A 20080-nucleotide genomic window follows, 5' to 3' on the forward strand; every position below is an offset into this window, starting at 1 on the left:
TGGCGTTTTAACAACAGTGAAATAAAATCTCAAATTTCTATTTTGAAACAGTTAGTAAAAGGTAATTTGCTCTAATTATCTAGTACAGCCCCTAATTTTAATGTGCTAATTGCATAAAGCACTTTTTTAGGAGAAACAAAATGAAACGATTAGCTGTGATTTTGATGAGCGCTATTTTATTGGGCGCGTGCGCCAGTTCGGGAAACACGAAGCTGAAAGAATTGACGGTGGAGCAGGCCAAACAGCAGGTGACTGAAGGCGTTACCACAAAAAATGAGGTGGAAACAAAATTCGGTTCGCCGGACAGTGTAAGCTTTACTGACGGCGGCAATGAGATTTGGACATACCGCTATTCCGAGGCCACTTCGCATGCAACCAACTTTATCCCGATTGTGGGCATTTTCAAAAGTGGTCAGGATGTAAAAACCAAAGAAATGGTGGTGATGTTTGACAAGAATAATGTAGTTCAACGGTTTACCATGCGTAATTCCAATAGCGTACAAAAAGCCGGTATTTTAGGTAAATAATCTAATTAGAAAGGCCGTCTGTTGATTCAGACGGCCTTTTTCATGCTGTTGTTAACCAGTAACAAACACGTTTATTTCACAATAATGCGCGCGTTCAGCGGCTGAACAGGGCGGTTGTTGGGTGTGCCGATGATTTTTTCAAAACGTTGCGCTTGCGCCGGGCTGACGCTGTCGTAGTGTTTCAATACAATCCAGGTCACGCCTTCGCTGCAAGGCGGGGTGGTCAGCGAGCCTTCAAAGCGGTAGTAGCCGTGCCGTTTCGGCAGCAGGGTGGCGGCGTTGAAGGCTTGCGGCAGGGCAACGCTTTGGCCGGCCTGTTCGGGCAGGTTTTGCCACAGCGCGTTCAGGCGGGTATTTTCTTTGCCTTGTTCATACAACACGGCCAATACCAGCGTGTTGCCTTGCGCGTCGGCGTGTACCAAGTGCAGCTCCATCGGGAAAGATTGGCTCTTGATGACGTTTTCGCTCGGCACATGGAAGTGGAATTGTTTCAGCGTGTAGGTGTGGCCGCCGACTTCTAAAGTGTTGCTGCCGTCGCTGTAATCGGCTTGGATGGAATGGCCGTTGTCGGTCAGTTTGACGGCGGCGGGTTGGTAATGGAATTTCAGACGCGGCAGGCGGGCGCTGACGGTGTCGGTGGTGGTAATGTTGACGGGCGATTGGTTTTTACCTTGGCCGCAGGTTTGGAATTCGGGTGACAGGCTGCCCCAGCTTTCCGGCGATTCGTGGCCGGTGTAGCCCCAATGGGTATGGCCTTCTTCGGCAAAGGCGGCGGTGGTCAGGCTGAGAGCGCAGGCGGCGGCCAGCAGGGTATGGCGTAGCATAAATCATCCTTTAAAGATTATTGTGGGGGGGAACTTATATCAGGATGTGTGTCGGGATTGTTTGTGCTTTTTATTTTCGGGGGAGGGAATATACGCCCAATTTTTGCAAAAGGCTATACGGTTGATGAAAAATAATTCATATAAGGATAATTATCAAATAGATAAATGATTAAATTCAATTTTGGAATAAAATATTCTGATGGTAATAATGCGGCTAAGCAGCAAAAAAGGCCGTCTGAACGGCGGTGCGGACGATGTTGCCCCCGTTCAGACGGCCTGTGTGTCGTTGCTTAAGCCTTATTTGGCGGCGGGCAGTTTTTGCTCTTCGCGCACTTTGTCCACCAGCAGGTCGATGGTGTGCATGCCTTCGCTCCAGCTGCTGAATTTCACTTGGTATTTGCCGCCGACAATCACGGTCGGGGTGCTGCTGATTTGATAGGTGTTGGTCAGCTGCTCCATTTGGTCGGCGCGGCTTTGGCTTTCGGGCGTATCGTAAGCGGCCAAAACTTTGCTACCGTCAAACGTGGTTTGTTTGGCCAGCCAGTCTTTCAATACGGTCGGGTCGGCCAGGTTGATTTTCTGATCGACGATGGCGTTGAAAATTATGCTGTTGGCTTTGCTTTTTTCACCGGCCATGTCCACCGCTGCCAGCAGGCGTGCCAGCGGTTTCATTTCGTCGCCCCACACCACATGCTCGGTGCGCAGGTAGGTGTCGTTTTTAAAGGTTTTCACATGTTCGCTCAATACCGGCTCCAAATGGGCGCAGTGCGGGCAGAAATAGCCGAAAAATTCCAATACTTCGACTTTGCCGGCCTGTTGCTGCGGAATCGGGTTTGCCAAAACGGTGTAATTCTGGCCTTCGACCAAGCCTTGCGGCGCGGCGGAAGCGGCGGCTACGGGCGCGGAAGCAGCGCTTTGCGCGGCATCGCCGGCGGGTACGCTGGTTTCGACTTTGCTGTTGCAGGCAGCCAGCGCCAGCAGGGTCATGGCGGCCAGGGTGGTGCGTGTCAGATTCATGATGTGCTTTCGGAAAGAATCGGGAAAAACAGGATTTTAGGCTATTTTAGCGGCTTAATGAATGGCTAGGCATGAAAAAGATTGTTTAACGGTGGGAAAGCGCGGCTGCTTTTGTCAAAAGGCAGCAAAATATTTTTAAACGACATTATAATGAAGCGAATGCCGTTTGTTATTAAGAAAGGTTGTTTAATATGATGAAATACTTATTCTTTATATTATCGGTTTTTTGTGTTCAATCTGCCTATTCATCATCTTCAGATATTGGCAAGCAAAATTGTTTATGGGGAGACTTGCATCAGGAATCTGGTCTAATCCAAGATAAATGTAGCGAGAAATTGCTCGGAGGTGGCGCGAACTGGTCTAATTTGAAATATCAGGCAGAAAGTGGTTTTACTGTTGCTGTATTTGCTCAGCAGATATTCGAAAATCAGCCGCAACATTATGTGCTGCGAAAATATCCAGCAAGCAGCAATCTGCCAGCTGTAGAGTACAAGGATGTTGCTGTCTCTTTTCTTGATAAAACTTTGAGTGTGACAAAGTCAGCCAATAAAGCATGGCAATGCTTCACGGTACCCGACACCATAATATTTTGCAGACAATACACGGAATAATGCTGACTTTGAAAACCATCCGGAGATTAATTTCCGGATGGTTTCTATTAATTTGTCCGGCAGATTGTTTGTGATATGGGTAAACCTTATACAGTAGATTGGGGACGAGTATTTCGCTTGGCGATCCTGATTTGGAGCAGGCCGTCTGAACAGAAGTTTTCTTTTCAGACGGCCTTGCGGCGCGGTTGATATACGATAGGCGGCCAAACAGGGTACAATCCCTGTTTTCCGAATCACTACGGGCTGTTTCAACGCCGCTCGGCGGTATTTTCAGACGGCCTTTTTTTGAAAAGCAAAACCATGAATTTATTAGGTGCTTTAGCCAAAGTCGGCAGCCTGACGATGGTGTCGCGCATACTCGGCTTTGTGCGCGATACGATTATTGCGCGTACTTTCGGCGCGGGGATGGCGACGGACGCGTTTTTTGTGGCTTTCAAACTGCCCAACCTGTTGCGGCGCGTATTTGCCGAGGGCGCGTTTGCGCAGGCGTTTGTGCCGATTTTGGCGGAGTATAAGGAAACCCGCTCCAAAGAGGCGACGCAGGCGTTTGTGCAGCATGTGGCGGGGATGTTGTCGTTTATTTTGGTGATCGTGACCGCCGTCGGCATTTTGGCCGCGCCGTGGATTATTTATGTCTCTGCGCCGGGCTTTGCCAAAAATGCGGACAAATTCCAGCTTTCGGTAGAACTGCTGCGCGTGACGTTTCCGTATATCCTGCTGATTTCGCTGTCTTCGTTTATCGGCTCGATTTTGAATTCGTTTCACAAATTCAGCATTCCGGCGTTTACGCCGACCCTGCTGAATGTGTCGTTTATCGTGTTTTCGCTGTTTTTCGTGCCGTATTTCGACCCGCCGGTCATGGCGCTGGCGTGGGCGGTATTTGTCGGCGGGATTTTGCAGCTGGTGTTCCAATTGCCGTGGCTGGCGAAGCTGGGCTTTTTGAAACTGCCGAAATTGAGTTTTAAAGATCCGGCGGTCAACCGCGTGATGAAACAGATGGCGCCGGCGATTTTGGGCGTGAGCGTGGCGCAGATTTCGCTGGTGATTAACACCATTTTCGCCTCATTCCTGCAATCGGGCAGCGTGTCGTGGATGTATTACGCCGACCGCCTGATGGAGCTGCCGACCGGCGTATTGGGCGTGGCTTTGGGCACGATTCTGCTGCCTACCCTTTCCAAACACGCGGCGGGTGGCAATGCCAAGGAATTTTCCGGCCTGCTCGACTGGGGCTTGCGCCTGTGTATGCTGCTGACCTTACCGGCGGCGGTGGGGCTGGCGGTGTTGTCGTTCCCGCTGGTGGCGACGCTGTTTATGTATAAGGAATTTACCCTCAACGACGCGCTGATGACGCAATACGCGCTGGTGGCGTATTCTTTCGGCCTCATCGGGCTGATTATGATTAAGGTGTTGGCGCCCGGTTTTTATGCGCGGCAAAACATCAAAACGCCGGTAAAAATCGCCATTTTCACGCTGGTGTGTACGCAGCTGATGAACCTGATTTTCATCGGCCCGCTGCAACACGTCGGCCTGTCGCTGGCGATTGGTTTGGGCGCATGCCTGAATGCGGGCTTGCTGTTTTACCTGCTGAAAAAACACGGCATTTACCGCCCGGGCAAAGGCTGGGGCGCGTTTTTGGGCAAAATGCTCATCGCGCTGCTGGTGATGGGGCTGGGCTTGTGGGCGGCGCAGACTTACCTGCCGTTTGAATGGGTCGGTGTCGGCGGTCTGCAAAAAGTGGCGCAGCTTTGTGTACTGCTGGCGATTGGCGTGGGTTTGTATTTCGTGTCTTTGGGCTTGCTCGGCTTCCGTCCGCGCCATTTCAAGCGCACGGAAATTTAATACGCGGCAACTGCTTATCCGCTAAAAAGGCCGTCTGAAAACCCCGATAAATGGGTTTCAGACGGCCTTTTTGTGCATAAAAAATTTATTTTTATCACGGGTTTACAAAAATATATCAAAATTCTGTTTGTCTTAACCGATGATTACCATTACATTACAGCTTTTGGTTGGACAACATCGTACTACATCTCGTTTGCGTGTTGCCCGCAGTGATTCAGACGGCCTAAATGTCATCTGAAAAGAATAACAAACCCCTTCCAAACTCAGAGGTTATCACCATGTTGAAAATTGATACCGAAGAATTAAACGACCTGCCGCCGAAGCCCAAGTTTTATCAGATTCTGTATGTGCAGGTGATTTTTGCCATTGTGGTCGGCATTTTGCTCGGCCACTTCTATCCGCAAATCGGCGAGAGCATGAAGCCGCTGGGCGACGCGTTTATCAAACTGGTTAAAATGATTATCGCCCCGGTCATCTTTCTGACCGTAACCACCGGTATCGCCGGCATGAACGACATGAAATCGGTCGGCCGCGTGGCGGGCAAGTCTATGGCTTATTTTTTGACCTTCTCCACGCTTGCGCTGCTGGTGGGCATGGTGGTGGCGAATGTCATCCAGCCGGGCGCGGGTCTGAACATTGATCCTTCCACCCTGCAAGGCACGTCCAAAGTATCGGAATATGTCGCCAAGGCACACGACAGCACCATCGTCGGCTTTTTGATGAACATCATTCCGACCACCATCGTCAGCCCGCTGACCGAAGGCAATATTTTGCAGGTGTTGTTTGTGGCGGTGTTGTTTGGTATTTCGCTGTCGGCCGTGGGCGAAAAAGCGCGTACCGTCGTCAATCTGATGCAGGATATTTCCGCACCTATTTTCAAAATGGTGTCGATGTTGATGAAATTCGCCCCCATTGGCGCGTTTGGCGCGATGGCGTTTACCATCGGCAAATACGGCATTGCCTCCATCGGCAACCTGCTCTTGCTGGTGGGTACGTTCTACATCACTTCGATTTTGTTTGTGGTGGTGATTTTGGGCGTAGTGGCGCGTTACAACGGCTTCTCCGTCATCAAAATGATGAAATACATCCGCGAAGAGCTGTGGCTGGTGTTGGGTACGTCTTCATCCGAAGCCGCGCTGCCGACCCTGATGCAGAAAATGGAAAAAGCCGGCTGCGAAAAATCCGTGGTGGGCTTGGTGGTACCAATGGGCTACTCCTTCAACCTCGACGGCACCAATATCTACATGACGATGGCGGCGCTGTTTATCGCGCAGGCGACCAATACCGACCTGAGTATCATGCAGCAAATCACGCTGCTCTTAGTGGCGATGTTGAGCTCCAAAGGCGCGGCTGGCGTAACCGGCGCGGGCTTTATTACTCTGGCGGCGACTTTGTCGGTCGTGCCAAGCGTACCCGTGGAAGGCATGGCGCTGATTTTGGGTATCGACCGCTTTATGTCGGAATGCCGCGCCCTGACCAACTTGGCGGGTAACGCCGTGGCCACCGTCGTCGTGGCGCGTTGGGAAAAAGCCTTAAACGCCGACCAACTGACCGCCGCGATGAACGGCGAAGTCAAACTCGACAATCCGGCAGCGCATTAAGTTTTGCGTTCTTGAGAAAATCAAATGCCGTCTGAAAACTGATTGGGTTTTCAGACGGCATTTGATTTATTGGGGAATACAGCGGGTGTCGTGGTCGATGTAAGGTGGGCCATTTTTGCCCTGTTTTGTCCGATTTTTGACAGTTTATCTCATGCTGAGAATGAGCAGCGGGCAAGAATACCCTCCCTACGAATCAACCCGCTACGGCAAAGGCCGTCTGAAATCTTATGATTTTCAGACGGCCTTGTTTTTACTCAGCGATAACTGATTCTGCTGCCCAATCAGCCAGCGCCTAAGGTGTTAACCTGATTCTTTATGGTCGGATTCCAAAGTTTCCGCCAAGAACCAAGCGCGGCGTTCGGCATCGTCAATCCATTCTTCAATCACGCTGGTGGACGCATAATCGTCGTATTTGCTGGTTACTTCATGCGCGGCACGCAATTCGTTGGCAAATTGATGGTTGTCGGCCAGCAGTTCGGTCAACATTTCTTTGGCAGACAAGCCTACTGCATTATTGTCTTTGATGTGTTGGTTTTGGCTGATTTCGCCGATGGAATGCAAGGTAATGCCGCCGATTTTGCGCACATGCTCGGCAATGTCGTCGGTAATGCCGAAGATTTGTCCGGCTTATTCGTCAAGCAATTCGTGGTATTGTTTGAAGTTCGGGCCGCTGATGTGCCAATGGAAGTTTTTGGTTTTCAGATACAGGGCAAAAGCATCGGCCAATACGCCGTTTAAGGCTTTGGATACGGCTTGGACGGCTTCGGCGGAAAAACCGCTGCTGGTCAGGCTGACATTTTGTTTAAAAGCTACGCTACTCATGATATTACTCCTTTTTGTTGGGACAACATAAACAAGGCAGAAATGGCAGGGCGTGTTCCTTTTTTCATACCGTCTTTCTATGGCTATTAATATACTCTTTTTGATTGATAAATTAAATAATTAGTATGTAAGGTTTGGTTGCGTCGGGTAACTCTTTATTTGGACAGTGATTTTTATTCTTTTTTAGACGGTCTGTGCGCTTTTTTATGGTAAATTTTTATACACTGTACCATAGATTTTGTGATACTCAATCGCAGCGATTGGGCGTATCATGGCGCCGTTACGCAACAAACAAACAGGAGTATTCCCCATGACTATCCCCGTTAAAGGCTATGCCGCCCAAAGCCCGACCAGCCCGCTGGCGCCGTTTGATTTCGAGCGCCGCGACCTGCGCGACAACGATGTTGAAATCGACATCTTGTATTGCGGCGTGTGCCACTCCGATTTGCATACCGCCCGCGCCGACTGGGGCGAAGCGTTTTCACTGTATCCGGTAGTGCCCGGCCACGAAATCATCGGCCGCGTGAAAAACGTCGGCAGCAAAGTGAGCCGATACAAAACCGGCGATTTAGTCGGTGTCGGCTGCATGGTAGATTCTTGCCAAGAATGCAGCCCGTGTCAGCATGATTTGGAACAATATTGCGAAAACGGCATGACCGCCACATACAGCAGCCACGACCGCGTGGACGGCAGCGTGACCCAAGGCGGTTACAGTACCGCGATAGTCGTACGCGAAGAATTTGTCTTGCGCGTGCCGGAAAACCTCGACACCAAAGCCGTCGCGCCTTTGTTGTGCGCCGGTATCACCACCTACTCGCCGCTGCGCCACTGGAACGTGAAAGCGGGCGACAAAGTGGCCGTTGTCGGCTTGGGCGGCTTGGGTCATATGGCCATCAAGCTGGCCAAAGCGATGGGCGCGGAAGTGAGCCTGTTCACCCGCTCCAAAGGCAAAGAACAGGACGCTTACAAGCTAGGCGCGAGCCACGTGATTTATTCCACCGATGAAGCGTCTATGGCCGCTGCCGCCAATCAGTTTAACCTGATTATCGACACCGTGCCCTATGCCCATGATTTGAAACCGTATGTGCCGACTTTGGCGCTCGACGGCACGCTGGTCTTGGTCGGTTTAGTCGGCGACACCGAAAGCAGCATTTCCACCGTACCGATGGTGTTCGGCCGCCGCTCGATTGCCGCCTCCCTCATCGGCGGCATTAAAGAAACCCAAGAAATGCTGGATTTCTGCGGCGAACATAATGTCTTGCCGGAAGTGGAAATGATTGATATGCAAAACATTAACGAAGCGTATGAACGCATGCTGAAAAGCGATGTGAAATACCGCTTTGTGATTGATATGGAAAGTTTGAAAAAATAAGGATTTAGCCATATAAAAGGCCGTCTGAAAATATTTTTCAGACGGCCTTTTTTGTTTGATGGCTAAGTAACGTGAGTTCGGGATTAGCAGATAGAATATCTTTTTAAATTTCAGAAACGTGTTTCTTTCGGCAGACAGAATCCGCGAGGATTCGTCATTCCCGCGCAGGCGGGAATCCAGACGTTTGAGCTTCTGATACTTTGAAAACATGACAGAAATGTCGGGCTTCTGGATTCCCGCCTGCGCGGGAATGACGAAAATCTGGCGATTTTCTGTCTGCCGGGATTTCGTATGGTTGTGAAAATAATAAAAATATTTAAAACGCTTATCTCAGACGCACATTAAGTAATTTTGAAATGCATACAAACATCAGGTGGCTTCGACTACGCTCAGCCACCTGTATGCAAGTAAATTTCTTGGCGACAGGAACGTCAATTTGGAAAACGCGTGCGTGGATACCGCCACACACCGCCCCGCTTTCAGACGGCCTTAAAACAATTTCTTCACTTCCGCTTCAATATCATCCGCGCGCATAAAGGTTTCGCCAATCAGGAAGGTATGCACGCCGTGCGCCTGCATAAAATCGACATCGGCTTTGCCGCGTATGCCGCTTTCGGTAACGACGGTTTTGCCGCTTAACTCGGGCAGTAAATCCAAAGTTTGCTGCAAGGAGACTTCAAAGGTGCGCAGGTTGCGGTTGTTCACGCCCCATAATTGCGTTTGCATATTTGGGCATTTGGCCAGCTCGCTTTTGTCGTGCAGTTCCAGCAATACGGTCATGCCCAATTCGTGCGCAATGCCTTCCAATTCTTCCATCTGCGCCTGCTCCAGCGCGGCGGCAATCAGCAACACGGCGTCGGCGCCCCAAGCGCGGGCTTGGTACACCTGATACGGGTCGATAACAAAATCTTTGCGCAGCGCGGGCAGGGCGACGGCGGCTTTGACCTGTTTCAGGTAGTCGGGCGAACCTTGGAAATACTGCTCGTCGGTCAATACCGACAAACAGGCAGCCCCGGCGCGTTCATACGCCTTGGCGATTTCGGCGGGGTTGAAGTCGGGGCGGATTAAGCCTTTGCTCGGGCTGGCTTTTTTCATTTCGGCAATAATCGCGGGCAGCTTCTGCGCGTGTTTGGCGTGCAACGCGCCGAGAAAATCGCGGGCGGGTTCGGCGGCAGCGGCCTGCTGCTTGATCTCTGCCAGCGGCACGGAGGTTTTGTGGGCGGCGACTTCTTCGACTTTGGTGGCAAGGATTTTATTCAGAATATCGGTCATGGTCGGACTTTCAAGAATCATTCAGTCAATCAAATTCAATGCGGGTAAATGGTTTTCAGACGGCCTGAATAGGCGCGGAGGCCGTCTGAAAAAAATCAAAAATCAGAATTTGGGCAGCGCCCATTTGCGCTTGTAGGCCATCATGCGCAAGACGTATCCGGCGATAAACAGCAGGTTGAGGGTGTAGGGGTTGATGGATTCGATTTGGTCGAGCAGATACATCAAAAAGGCGATGACCACGGCCACCGCGCCGTAAATGTCCTGCCGCATAATCACGGGCACGTCGTTGACCAAAATATCGCGCACAATGCCGCCGCCGACGGCGGTGATGAAACCGGCCACAATCACGCCGAAGAGGTTGAGGCCGTAATACATGCCGATTTGCGCGCCGGTAATGGTAAAGGCCACGAGGCCGAGCGAGTCCGCCCACACGAAGGCTTCCGACAAGAAACGGCGCTGGTTGTTTTGCAGCCGCAGCGCCCACGCGATAATCACCGTACCGGCGGCAAACAGCAGCGAGCCGTTTTCCATAAACACCGCCGGCGTGCGGCCGATTAACACATCGCGTATCATCCCGCCGCCGATGGCGGTTAAGAGCGCGGCAATCCATGTGCCGAGCAAATCGAGGCGTTTGCGTACGCCGACCAGATAGCCGGAAAAGGCGAAGGCAACCGTACCGATGTCGGAAATGATGTCTGTGGCCGTAATATTCATGGGGGTGAAATCTCGGAAAAGGTTAAGCGATAACAGATATTAACATATCAATAAGCAAAAAGGCCGTCTGAAACGGAAAAAATCGTTTGCAGACGGCCTTTTGCTGACAGTCGGGATTATTCGAAGCGTGAGAAATAATCCAGCAGCGTCTGCGGCAGCCAGCGGATGTTTAAATGTCCGCCGCTTTGGTCGGTAAAACCGACGTGGCCGCCGTAGGGTGTTTGCATCAGGGTCACGCCGGGCGACACTTCCTCGGCCGTCGGCAGCGCCTCGCCGGGCAGGAAAGGGTCGTTGCGGGCGTTGAGCAGCAAAAGCGGCGTGGCGACGTCGCGCAAATACGGTTTGCTCGAAGCTTGGCGGTAGTAGTCGTAGCGGTCGGCAAAGCCGTGCAGCGGCACGGTAAACACATCGTCAAATTCGCCGATGGTCTTGCAGGACGAGAGCGGCACGGTTTCGTGAAAACTGCTGAAATGCCGCGCTTTGGGAATCACCGAGCTGAGAAAATGGCGCGTATAGAGCAGGCGCGTCATGCCGTGGTCGAAGCGGTAGCTGCATTCGGTCAAATCCACGGGCGCGGATACGGAAGCGGCGGCATAGGGGACGGCAGTTTTTTTCAGACGGCCTTGCTCGCCCAAATATTTGGCCAATTTATTGCCGCCCAACGACACGCCCACGGCGTAGATTTTCGGATACCGCGCCGCCAGCGTTTCCAGCGCAAACGCCATTTCGCGGGTCTCGCCGGAATGGTCGGGAATGGTCAGGGTGTTGGGTACGCCGCCGCAGCCGGGCGAATGCGCCACCACGCCGTGCCAGCCTTTTTGGTGCACGGCCTTCATCAGCTCGATGGCGTAATGGCTGCGGCTGCTGCCTTCCAAACCGTGAAACAGCACCACCAGCGGCGCGGCGGGGTCGGCGCCGTCGAGAAAATCATAGGCGATTTGGGTGTGGCCGGTGCGGTTGGGCAGCAGCTCGCGGCGGTAAGCGGGCGGTTTGGCTTGCAGCGATTTGGCAAACAGCGTGTTGGCGCGGCCGTTGTGCAGCCAAAAAGGGGTAGCGGGTGGATTCATTTATTTTGTTTATGCAGGTAGCGGTGGAAAAAACAATAGTAAACGGCGGATACGGTGGCAACGCCATTAATCCAGCCAACCAAAACGTCAGTCGGATAGTGTACGCCCAAATAAATGCGCGAGAAACCCATCAGCAAGACAAACAGCGTGCCGCAGATGAAGATGGCGCGGCGGTGGGGCGAATGGCGGTAAATCAAAAACAGCATGGTAACGACGGCGGCGGCAAAGGTAGAATGGCCGCTGGGGAAGGAGGTATTGCTTTCCGCAATCATGCGCGGCCACAGCAGCGGGCGCGGGCGGTCGAAAATCAGCTTCGCCAGCAACATGACCGCCGTCGGCAGCGCGGTGCTGACAATCACAAACACGGCATAGCCGGTTTTTTTGCGCAGATGCAGCCACACCGCTGCCAACGCAATCAGCGGCACGGCCAGCGCGGTTTTGCCCAGATAGTGCAATACGGTGGCAATCGGCAGAAACCAAACGCCGATATGGGTGTGCACCCACAACATCAGCGGCGCTTCAAAGGCAAAGCCTTCGTGCGCCCAAATACGCGCAGCAATCACGCTGACGAGGGTAAACGGAATCAGGACGGCGGCGGTTAAGGCCAGCAATTTGGGCAGGGGCGGCAGATAGGCGCGGAATGGGAGCATGGTCGGTCGGATTTTGGAAGGTTAAAACGGCTTGGCAAACGGGTAAAAAATAGTGATAAATAATTTTATTAACGCTTGATAATTATTGCTTTTTTCTCTCTGGAAAAACAGGTAAAAGCAGCGGAAATTCCGGCGCGGGGCTGGTATGTTGTATCGGTAAAACGCAAACGCAAAAGGGTGCGCAAACTTCAGCCGCCGAAGCGCCGCCGGCGTTTCAGACGGCATGCAAAAGACGCACGATACGTCGGAACTTTATCATTCATAAGGAGCTGGTTATGTCTGAATTTTTCCTGCACATCATTATGGCCGTCGGTGTGATGGCTGCCGTTATCCTGCTGCTGGTGTTGGGCGCAACCCATGTGCGCAAACCGCAGTAGCGGGGCAAGCGTGTACCGAGGCCGTCTGAAAATACAGATTTTCAGACGGCCTTTCTGCTGCCGCCGAAGGTTTGGGACTGGCGGCTTACGGATGGTTTATACGGTGGCCAATCAACGGAAACGCTCAATCCATGCGGCAAATGCGGTCATAAAGCCGTCAATCGCGCCGATGACGAATTCGCCGGTCAGCTCGCCCTGCTCGTTGAGGGATTTGTGAATCGAGCCGAAATAGGCTTCGGGCGAGGGCATCACCGGTGCGCCGAGTACCACAAAGCTGTTGCGCATGGTCAGGTTGGCCGACATGCCGCCGGTCATGGTGGGAGACACGGTAATAATGGCCACCGGTTTGCCGCCCCACACGCTTTGTCCGGCCGGACGGGAGGCGATGTCGATGGCGTTTTTCAAAGCGGCGGGGACGTTGCGGTTGTGTTCCGGCGAAACAATCAACACACCGTCGGCCTGCTTGATTTGTTCGCGCAGGCGGGTGTAGGAAGCGGGCGAATCGGCGTCGCGGTCTTGCGTGTAAAGCGGTAAATCGTCGATTTGGCAAATTCAAACTGGAATTTGCCGGCATATTTGTCGGCGATAAAACGGGCAACGGCTTTGTTTACCGAAGTTTGCGCCAAGCTGCCGACGATGATTAAAATTTTAGACATGATGTCATTCTCCTTCTTTTTGTTGGTGGGTAAAAGGGATGTTGTTACGTCATGTAACGGGCTTATTCTACTGCTAAAGGCGTAGCAGTACCTGTCTTTTTGAGGTAAACCTTTGACAAGGCGGTATAAGCCTTGCAGGAATCGGCAAACGCTAGGCTTATTCGGGCAATCGGGTTTTCAATTCTGCGCCCAAATCGTTCAGCGCCACCAAAATATCCGCCCACGCCGTATCTAGGAATTTGCACGCCTCGCCTTCGGCCTTAATGCCAAACTCGATGTTCGGCGCGATTTTGCTGCCGTCTGAAGCGGTGCGGCCGACGGTGGGCAGGCTGTATGCCTTGATACCGGGGTAGATGTCTTCGATTTGCTCCATAACCGGCGCGACGCGTGATTCGGGTTGGCCGAACACATACACACTGCGGTGTCCGCGCTCGGTTTGGTGGAAACGGTCGGCGTAATAAGTTTCCAACACCCAGCGCGCCATCGGCTGCGCCATCACGGGAAAACCGGGGAAGAAATAATGTTCGCGGATGGAAAAACCGGCGATGTTGTTGAACGCATTGGGCACCAGCGCCGCGCCTTGCGGGAAATCCGCCATTTTCAGGCGTTGGTGGTGTTCGGGGGAATCTAAAGATTCGCCTTTGCCCAAGGTGACGCCGTCTATCAGTTTCGCCGCTTCCGGATGACGTTCCAGTTTTACGCCCAAGGCCACCGCCGCCGCCAAGCGGGTATGGTCGTCGGGTGTCGCGCCGATTCCGCCGGTCACAAAGGTCGGCAGGCCGTCTGAAAAACTGCGCTGAAGCTGCGTGACCAACAAATCCGGCTCGTCGGGCAGGTATTGCACCTGATTAAGCTGCAAGCCGTGTTGTTCCAATAAGGATTTGAAAAAGGCAAAATGCGCGTCGGTGCGGCTGCCGTGCAGGATTTCGTCGCCGATGATGATAAGGTTGAAACGGGTGTTCATGGGTAATCTTTCGTCAGGCCGTCTGAAAACGGCGGATAAATTGATAATAACGCGGTTTGCATTCGTTTGCACGGCCTAGCGGATTGTTAACGATTTCATTATAATAAACCTTTTATCCGCCCAACCCAAGGATTCCCCATGAGCCAAAACCATACCATCCTGCAACACCTGCCCGTCGGCCAAAAAGTCGGTATTGCCTTTTCCGGCGGCCTGGATACTTCCGCCGCGCTGTTGTGGATGAAACTCAAAGGCGCGCTGCCTTACGCCTACACCGCCAACCTCGGCCAGCCCGACGAAGACGATTACAACGCCATTCCGAAAAAAGCCATGGAATACGGCGCGGAAGCCGCCCGTTTGGTGGACTGCCGTGCGCAGTTGGCGCACGAAGGCATTGCCGCCATCCAATGCGGCGCGTTCCACGTGACCACCGGCGGCCTGACCTATTTCAACACCACGCCTTTGGGTCGCGCCGTAACCGGCACTATGCTGGTGTCGGCCATGAAAGAAGACGACGTCCACATTTGGGGCGACGGTTCGACCTACAAAGGCAACGACATCGAGCGTTTCTACCGCTACGGCCTACTGACCAATCCCGCTTTGCGCATTTACAAACCGTGGCTCGACCAGCAGTTTATCGACGAGTTGGGCGGCCGCCACGAAATGAGCGAGTTTCTGATTGAAAACGGCTTCAACTACAAAATGTCGGTAGAAAAAGCCTACTCCACCGACTCCAATATGCTCGGTGCTACCCACGAAGCCAAAGATTTGGAATTTCTCAACAGCGGTATCAAAATCGTCAAACCGATTATGGGCGTGGCTTTCTGGGATGAAAACGTCGAAGTCAAAGCCGAAGAAGTCAGCGTGCGCTTTGAAGAAGGCGTGCCCGTTGCCTTGAACGGCGTGGAATACAGCGATCCCGTCGAACTGATTTTGGAAGCCAACCGTATCGGCGGCCGTCACGGTTTGGGCATGAGCGACCAAATCGAAAACCGCATTATCGAAGCCAAATCACGCGGCATTTACGAAGCCCCGGGCATGGCGCTGCTGCACATCGCCTACGAGCGTTTGGTGACCGGCATTCACAACGAAGACACCATCGAGCAATACCGAATCAACGGCCTGCGCCTCGGCCGCCTGCTGTATCAAGGCCGCTGGTTTGACAGTCAGTCGCTGATGTTGCGTGAAACCGCCCAACGCTGGGTGGCCAAAGCCATTACCGGCGAAGTCACGCTGGAACTGCGTCGCGGTAACGACTATTCCCTGCTCAACACCGAATCGCCGAACCTGACCTACCAGCCCGAGCGTTTGTCTATGGAAAAAGTGGAAAACGCCGCCTTTACCCCGCTCGACCGTATCGGCCAACTGACCATGCGCAACCTCGACATCGTCGATACCCGCGCCAAACTGGGCATTTATTCGCAAAGCGGCCTGCTGCAACTGGGCGAAGGCTCGGTGTTGCCGCAGTTGGGTAAGAAGTAATATAAGGGTTTGAGATAGATTGAGGCCGTCTGCAAATAAAGTTATTTTCAGACGGCCTGTTTACAGGAGAAACGGAAATGAAAATGTATTTAACCGGCGTGTTGGCATTAGGCATGGCGTTGTCGGCACACGCGCAAGAAACATCAGGAATCTGGTCAGACGCCTTTCCGCGCCAGCCGTCTGAAACACACGCGGCCAATAATAAAGAAATCATTACGGGTCAAGTTTGGCAGCAACGCCTGACACCACCGGAAGTAGAAGAAATGCGCCGCCGCCACAACCTGCTTAGGAAGTCGCTGCTTGAACCCGGAAACATATGGCCATACCGGATACAGCCCTTTCTGCGCTTGGATCGTATGGCTTATACGCTGGATGAGTATGAAGAAGATAAACCCGTTGCTCAAATGATGGGCGAAAAAAGAAAGCAGATTTTATCTGAAAACAGCCGCTATTCGGCAGAAATGCGAAAAGCGCAGCGGGAGGTAAACAACCTGCTGCAAAGCGAAGAGCAGAAAAGCCGTTTCCGTATCGGCAGCGTAGCATGGGCAGAATATGTCCATGACGATTGCACCCTGATTGCGAAAGCGTACAGTGATGACTACCACCGCTGTTGGAATTTGCATTACCGCCATCGCACCCAAGCCTTGCAGAAAACTGCAAACCGTTTGCGTGAAGCAGGAAAACCGAAATAAAGAAAAACCGCTTTGATTTTGACATCAAAGCGGTTTTTCATATTTGGTCGGAATGAGAGGATTCGAACCTCCGACCCCTTCGTCCCGAACGAAGTGCGCTACCGGGCTGCGCTACATTCCGAATAAGAGCGTATTATAAACACCTTATCAGCCGCTTGGCAAGCGTATTTTTGCGTTTGGGCGGAAATACGTTTCAGACGGCCTCGGCTGTTAACCCTGTTTCCATGTTAACGCCAAGTCATACAAGGCTTTTTTGCTCTCGCCGCTGATTCTTGCCGCCAAGTCCGCCGCCTGTTTGGTGGGCAGTTCGGCGGCGAGGATTTTCATCACGTTTTGCGCCGCTTCGGGCAGTTCACTGTGTTTTTTCTTGACGGCGGGGTGCAGAATCAGCACCATTTCGCCGCGCATTTGGTTGCTGTCGTCTTTTAAGGCCGTCTGAATCTCGGCCACGCTGCCGCTGAGGAAGGTTTCAAAGGTTTTGCTGATTTCGCGTGCCAAAACCAGCGTGCGCTCGGGGAAGAGCGCGGCCATGTCGCCCAATGCGGCTTCGATGCGGTGCGGCGTTTCAAACATCACAATCGGATAATCGGCTTCTACCCATTTGGCCAACAGCTTTTGCCGCTCGCCCGCTTTGGGCGGCAGAAAACCGTTGAAATAAAAATTCGGTTCGCTCACACCCGCCACGCTCAATGCGCCCATCACCGCGCTGGCGCCGACCACCGGCACGACTTTAAACCCGGCCTCGCGCACGCGGGCGGCGAGCTTGGCGCCGGGGTCGCACACGGCGGGCGTGCCCGCGTCGGATACCTGCACCACTTTCAGGCCGTCTGAAAGATAGCCGATGACTTTGTCAGCCATCTGCTGCTCGTTGTGTTCGCGCACGCTGACCAGTTTGCCCTGTATGCCGTAGGCGTTCAATAATTGCGCGGTGACGCGGGTGTCTTCGGCGCAGATGATGTCGGCGTTCGCCAATACCGCCAAACCGCGCAGGGTAATGTCGGCCAAATTGCCGATGGGCGTGGCGACCACGTATAATGTTTGCGCAGTCAGGCTGTCGCAGGCTTTTTGATAGTGTTTTTGCATCATGGGTTTAGGCCGTCTGAAAAAAGAATACGATGAGCTTATTATACACGGGGGAATATATGCGCTTAAACCACAAGCAGGGCGCGGCAGGGGAAGATGCGGCGCTGGCGTTTTTGCAATCGCAGGGCTGCAAGCTGCTGGCACGCAACTGGCATTGCGCCTACGGCGAAATCGACTTGATTGTCAAAAACGGTAACACGATTCTGTTTGTTGAAGTAAAATACCGCAAAAATGCCCGTTTCGGCGGGGCGGCATACAGCATTACGCCGTCCAAACTGTTGAAACTGCAACGAAGTGTAGCGTATTATCTGCAACAACACGGCTTGAATGACGCGCCGTGCCGCTTGGATGCGGTGCTGATTCAGGGCGACGCTCCACCCGAATGGATTCAGAATATTACAGGTTGATTCTTCAATGACAACATTACAAGAGCGCGTGGCCGCGCATTTTGACGAAAGCATTAAAGCCAAGCAGCAGGCTGCCGAAGTATTGGTCGAGCCGACCGTGCAGGCGGCGCAGCTTTTAATGCAGTGCCTGATGAACGATGGCAAATTCCTGATTTGCGGCAACGGCGGTTCGGCTGCCGACGCGCAGCACTTCGCCGCCGAAATGACCGGCCGTTTTGAAAAAGAACGCATGGAGCTGGCCGCCATCGCGTTGACTACCGACACTTCGGCGCTGACCGCCATCGGCAACGATTACGGTTTTGACCATGTGTTCAGCAAGCAGGTGCGCGCGCTGGGTCGCGCTGGTGATGTGTTAATCGGCTTGTCCACTTCCGGCAATTCCGCCAATGTTATCGAAGCCATCAAAGCGGCGCACGAGCGTGATATGCACGTTATCGCCATGACCGGCCGCGACGGGGGCAAAATCGCCGCCATGCTCAAAGACGACGATGTGTTGCTGAACGTGCCGTATCCGCGCACCGCCCGCATTCAGGAAAACCATATCCTGCTGATTCACGCGATGTGCGACTGTATCGACAGCACGCTGTTTGAAGATATGTAAGTATTTTTCAGACGGCCTCAGCTTGCGGCCTCGGCTTGAGGATTTTAGATTTAGCTTCAGGCCGTCTGAAAACCCGTTACCACCCTGCGAAAGGATGTTTATGGACTTGAAACACTCTGCCAAACCGATATTGGCCGCCGCATTGCTGGCCGTTACCCTGAGCGGTTGCGTGACTGCACTGGTCGGCGGTGCTGCCGTCGGCACCAAATCTGCCGTTGACCGCCGCACCACCGGTGCGCAAACCGATGATAATGTGATGGCCGTGCGCGTGGAAAATACCGCGCTCTCCTATCTGCGCCAAAACAACCAAACCACCGGCTATACGCCCAAATTGAATGTTGTCAGCTACAACCGCCGCCTGCTGTTGCTCGGCCAAGTGGCGACCGAGGGCGAGAAACAGTTTGTCGAGCAGATTGCCCGTTCCGAGCAGGCCGCCGAAGGGGTGTATAACTACATCACCGTGGCTTCGCAAGCGCGTACGTTTGGCAATGTAACGGCCGATACGTGGAGCACGTCCAAAGTGCGCACCACCTTGCTGGGGATTAAGCCGTCTGTTCAGGCGCGGGTGAAAATCGTCACTTACGACGACGTGACCTATATTTTGGGCATTTTGACCCCGGAAGAGCAGGAGAAAGTGACGCAAAAAGTCAGCACTACCGTCGGCGTGCAAAAAGTCGTGACCCTGTATCAAAACTATATTCAGCAATAAGGGGTTAGCCCCAAGTTTAGGCCGTCTGAAACCTGATTGCGGTTTCAGACGGCCTCAGGCGGATTTTGTTCCATACATTACGGATTTTCTTTATGGCCAGAAACACACAACAAAAAAAATTCCAACTCAAGCCCAAACATTTGGTTTTTGCCGTGCTCGGCGTCTGCGTGGTGGCGATTGCCGCGCTGGTGGTCGGCGTATTCAGCACGTTTAATCCGCGTAACGCCGAACGTGCCCAAGAAGAGCAGGAGCAAAAGCAGGAGCGTAACGCCAACCGCGTCGAGGTGTGGAAACCCGAAGGCGCGAATACGCAAGGTGCCATCGTGTTGAACCCCGATGTGCTCAATCCGCAGCAGCCTGCGCCAAACAACGAAAACCCCGCTACGCCGGAGCAGGCGCAGACCGCTTCCCGCAATCCGCTGCTGCCCGCCCGCCCTGCGCCCGCCAAACCGCGCGCCGACAGCGATACCGCCGCTGCCGAGCAGCCGCGCCGTGCCCGTCCGCGTCCGGTAGAGCGTGAGCAGGCGCGTAAGCCGTCTGAAAACCAGACTGCGGTTAAACCGGCGCAAAACGCCCCGGCTGCTGCTGCGGAACAGCAATCAGCCCAGCCTGCCCGTCCGCGCCCCGCGCCGGAACCCAAGCCCGAGCCACGCCCTGAGCCTAAAGCAGAACGCCGCGCTGAACCTAAGCCGCAACCCGCGCCCCGTCCGGCACCCGCTCCGGCCAAACCGCAGCAAAAAGAAGTGATTGATAATCTGTTTTAAGCGGTTTGACGGCAGGCTTGCCGCAGGCGGAC

Annotated in this window: 21 protein-coding genes, 1 tRNA gene and 2 pseudogenes; 12 read left to right on the forward strand and 12 right to left on the reverse strand. The window is 53.3% G+C overall.

The features are described 5' to 3' along the window. Positions 1–75, forward strand: a pseudogene (locus J2T37_RS09465) (IS1595 family transposase); the annotation flags it as partial. A 65-nt stretch (positions 76–140) separates the two neighbouring features. Beyond that, on the forward strand, positions 141–527 hold the full coding sequence (gene bamE / locus J2T37_RS09470; RefSeq protein ID WP_253355365.1) for an outer membrane protein assembly factor BamE domain-containing protein: 387 nt from the start codon (positions 141–143) through the stop codon (positions 525–527). A 71-nt stretch (positions 528–598) separates the two neighbouring features. On the opposite strand, the gene J2T37_RS09475 is transcribed toward bamE, so the two are convergent. Together J2T37_RS09475 and J2T37_RS09480 are read right to left on the reverse strand one after the other, a co-directional pair. Beyond that, positions 599–1351, reverse strand: coding sequence for a carbonic anhydrase (locus J2T37_RS09475; protein WP_253355366.1), 753 nt, complete (start codon positions 1349–1351; stop codon positions 599–601). Positions 1352–1648: 297 nt separating this feature from the next. Beyond that, positions 1649–2368, reverse strand: coding sequence for a thiol:disulfide interchange protein DsbA/DsbL (locus J2T37_RS09480; RefSeq protein ID WP_253355367.1), 720 nt, complete (start codon positions 2366–2368; stop codon positions 1649–1651). A 191-nt stretch (positions 2369–2559) separates the two neighbouring features. Here J2T37_RS09480 and J2T37_RS09485 point away from each other — a divergent pair, with 191 nt between their 5' ends. The 3 genes from J2T37_RS09485 to J2T37_RS09495 all read left to right on the forward strand — a co-directional run bounded on the left by J2T37_RS09485 (position 2560) and on the right by J2T37_RS09495 (position 6419). Then, a complete protein-coding gene (locus J2T37_RS09485; RefSeq protein ID WP_253355369.1) occupies positions 2560–2979 on the forward strand; it encodes a hypothetical protein in 420 nt (139 codons plus the stop codon). A 300-nt stretch (positions 2980–3279) separates the two neighbouring features. Then, positions 3280–4818: a murein biosynthesis integral membrane protein MurJ gene (murJ, locus tag J2T37_RS09490; protein ID WP_253355370.1), complete on the forward strand. Its 1539-nt coding sequence runs from the start codon at positions 3280–3282 to the stop codon at positions 4816–4818. Positions 4819–5096: 278 nt separating this feature from the next. Further along, positions 5097–6419 (forward strand): dicarboxylate/amino acid:cation symporter, encoded by a 1323-nt coding sequence (locus J2T37_RS09495; RefSeq protein WP_253355371.1) that lies wholly within the window; start codon positions 5097–5099, stop codon positions 6417–6419. Positions 6420–6719: 300 nt separating this feature from the next. Here the strand turns inward: J2T37_RS09495 and J2T37_RS09500 are convergent. Then, a pseudogene (locus J2T37_RS09500) lies at positions 6720–7241 on the reverse strand (Dps family protein). Between the two features lie 310 nt (positions 7242–7551). On the opposite strand from J2T37_RS09500, the gene J2T37_RS09505 reads away from it, so the two are divergent. Next, a complete protein-coding gene (locus J2T37_RS09505) occupies positions 7552–8613 on the forward strand; it encodes an NAD(P)-dependent alcohol dehydrogenase (RefSeq protein WP_253355372.1) in 1062 nt (353 codons plus the stop codon). Positions 8614–9102: 489 nt separating this feature from the next. Here J2T37_RS09505 and trpC read toward each other — a convergent pair whose 3' ends face one another. The 7 genes from trpC to J2T37_RS09540 all read right to left on the reverse strand — a co-directional run bounded on the left by trpC (position 9103) and on the right by J2T37_RS09540 (position 14313). Then, a complete protein-coding gene (gene trpC / locus J2T37_RS09510; RefSeq protein ID WP_253355402.1) occupies positions 9103–9885 on the reverse strand; it encodes an indole-3-glycerol phosphate synthase TrpC in 783 nt (260 codons plus the stop codon). Between the two features lie 102 nt (positions 9886–9987). Next, complete coding sequence (locus J2T37_RS09515; protein ID WP_253355404.1) at positions 9988–10593, reverse strand: trimeric intracellular cation channel family protein; 606 nt, start codon at positions 10591–10593, stop codon at positions 9988–9990. A 122-nt stretch (positions 10594–10715) separates the two neighbouring features. After that, positions 10716–11666 (reverse strand): YheT family hydrolase, encoded by a 951-nt coding sequence (locus J2T37_RS09520; protein WP_253355373.1) that lies wholly within the window; start codon positions 11664–11666, stop codon positions 10716–10718. After that, on the reverse strand, positions 11663–12316 hold the full coding sequence (locus J2T37_RS09525; protein WP_253355374.1) for a phosphatase PAP2 family protein: 654 nt from the start codon (positions 12314–12316) through the stop codon (positions 11663–11665). Before J2T37_RS09525 ends, J2T37_RS09520 begins: the two co-directional genes overlap by 4 nt. Positions 12317–12804: 488 nt before the next feature. Then, on the reverse strand, positions 12805–13236 hold the full coding sequence (locus J2T37_RS09530; protein ID WP_367398815.1) for an NADPH-dependent FMN reductase: 432 nt from the start codon (positions 13234–13236) through the stop codon (positions 12805–12807). After that, positions 13137–13349 (reverse strand): hypothetical protein, encoded by a 213-nt coding sequence (locus tag J2T37_RS09535; RefSeq protein ID WP_253355375.1) that lies wholly within the window; start codon positions 13347–13349, stop codon positions 13137–13139. The genes J2T37_RS09530 and J2T37_RS09535 overlap by 100 nt, the downstream gene beginning before the upstream one ends. A 157-nt stretch (positions 13350–13506) precedes the next feature. After that, positions 13507–14313: a competence/damage-inducible protein A gene (locus J2T37_RS09540; protein WP_253355377.1), complete on the reverse strand. Its 807-nt coding sequence runs from the start codon at positions 14311–14313 to the stop codon at positions 13507–13509. Between the two features lie 138 nt (positions 14314–14451). On the opposite strand from J2T37_RS09540, the gene argG reads away from it, so the two are divergent. Then, a complete protein-coding gene (gene argG / locus J2T37_RS09545; RefSeq protein WP_253355378.1) occupies positions 14452–15792 on the forward strand; it encodes an argininosuccinate synthase in 1341 nt (446 codons plus the stop codon). Between the two features lie 77 nt (positions 15793–15869). Further along, entirely contained in the window at positions 15870–16484 is a 615-nt protein-coding gene (locus tag J2T37_RS09550; RefSeq protein ID WP_253355379.1) for a hypothetical protein, read from the forward strand. Positions 16485–16528: 44 nt separating this feature from the next. Here J2T37_RS09550 and J2T37_RS09555 read toward each other — a convergent pair. Then, positions 16529–16605 (reverse strand) — tRNA-Pro (locus J2T37_RS09555). 89 nt (positions 16606–16694) lie between these two features. Continuing rightward, positions 16695–17570, reverse strand: a complete 876-nt coding sequence (gene rsmI, locus J2T37_RS09560) for a 16S rRNA (cytidine(1402)-2'-O)-methyltransferase (protein WP_253355380.1) — start codon at positions 17568–17570, stop codon at positions 16695–16697. Positions 17571–17626: 56 nt separating this feature from the next. On the opposite strand from rsmI, the gene J2T37_RS09565 reads away from it, so the two are divergent. From J2T37_RS09565 to J2T37_RS09580, 4 genes are all read left to right on the forward strand, one after another. Next, positions 17627–17974: a YraN family protein gene (locus tag J2T37_RS09565; RefSeq protein ID WP_253355410.1), complete on the forward strand. Its 348-nt coding sequence runs from the start codon at positions 17627–17629 to the stop codon at positions 17972–17974. Between the two features lie 7 nt (positions 17975–17981). Beyond that, positions 17982–18575, forward strand: coding sequence for a phosphoheptose isomerase (locus J2T37_RS09570; RefSeq protein WP_253355381.1), 594 nt, complete (start codon positions 17982–17984; stop codon positions 18573–18575). A 100-nt stretch (positions 18576–18675) separates the two neighbouring features. Beyond that, a complete protein-coding gene (locus tag J2T37_RS09575) occupies positions 18676–19284 on the forward strand; it encodes a BON domain-containing protein (RefSeq protein ID WP_253355382.1) in 609 nt (202 codons plus the stop codon). 92 nt (positions 19285–19376) lie between these two features. Then, positions 19377–20048, forward strand: coding sequence for a hypothetical protein (locus tag J2T37_RS09580; protein ID WP_253355383.1), 672 nt, complete (start codon positions 19377–19379; stop codon positions 20046–20048). Positions 20049–20080: the final 32 nt, after the last annotated feature.

Origin of the sequence: Neisseria perflava, from assembly GCF_024170405.1 — a bacterium.
Lineage (GTDB): Bacteria > Pseudomonadota > Gammaproteobacteria > Burkholderiales > Neisseriaceae > Neisseria > Neisseria perflava_B.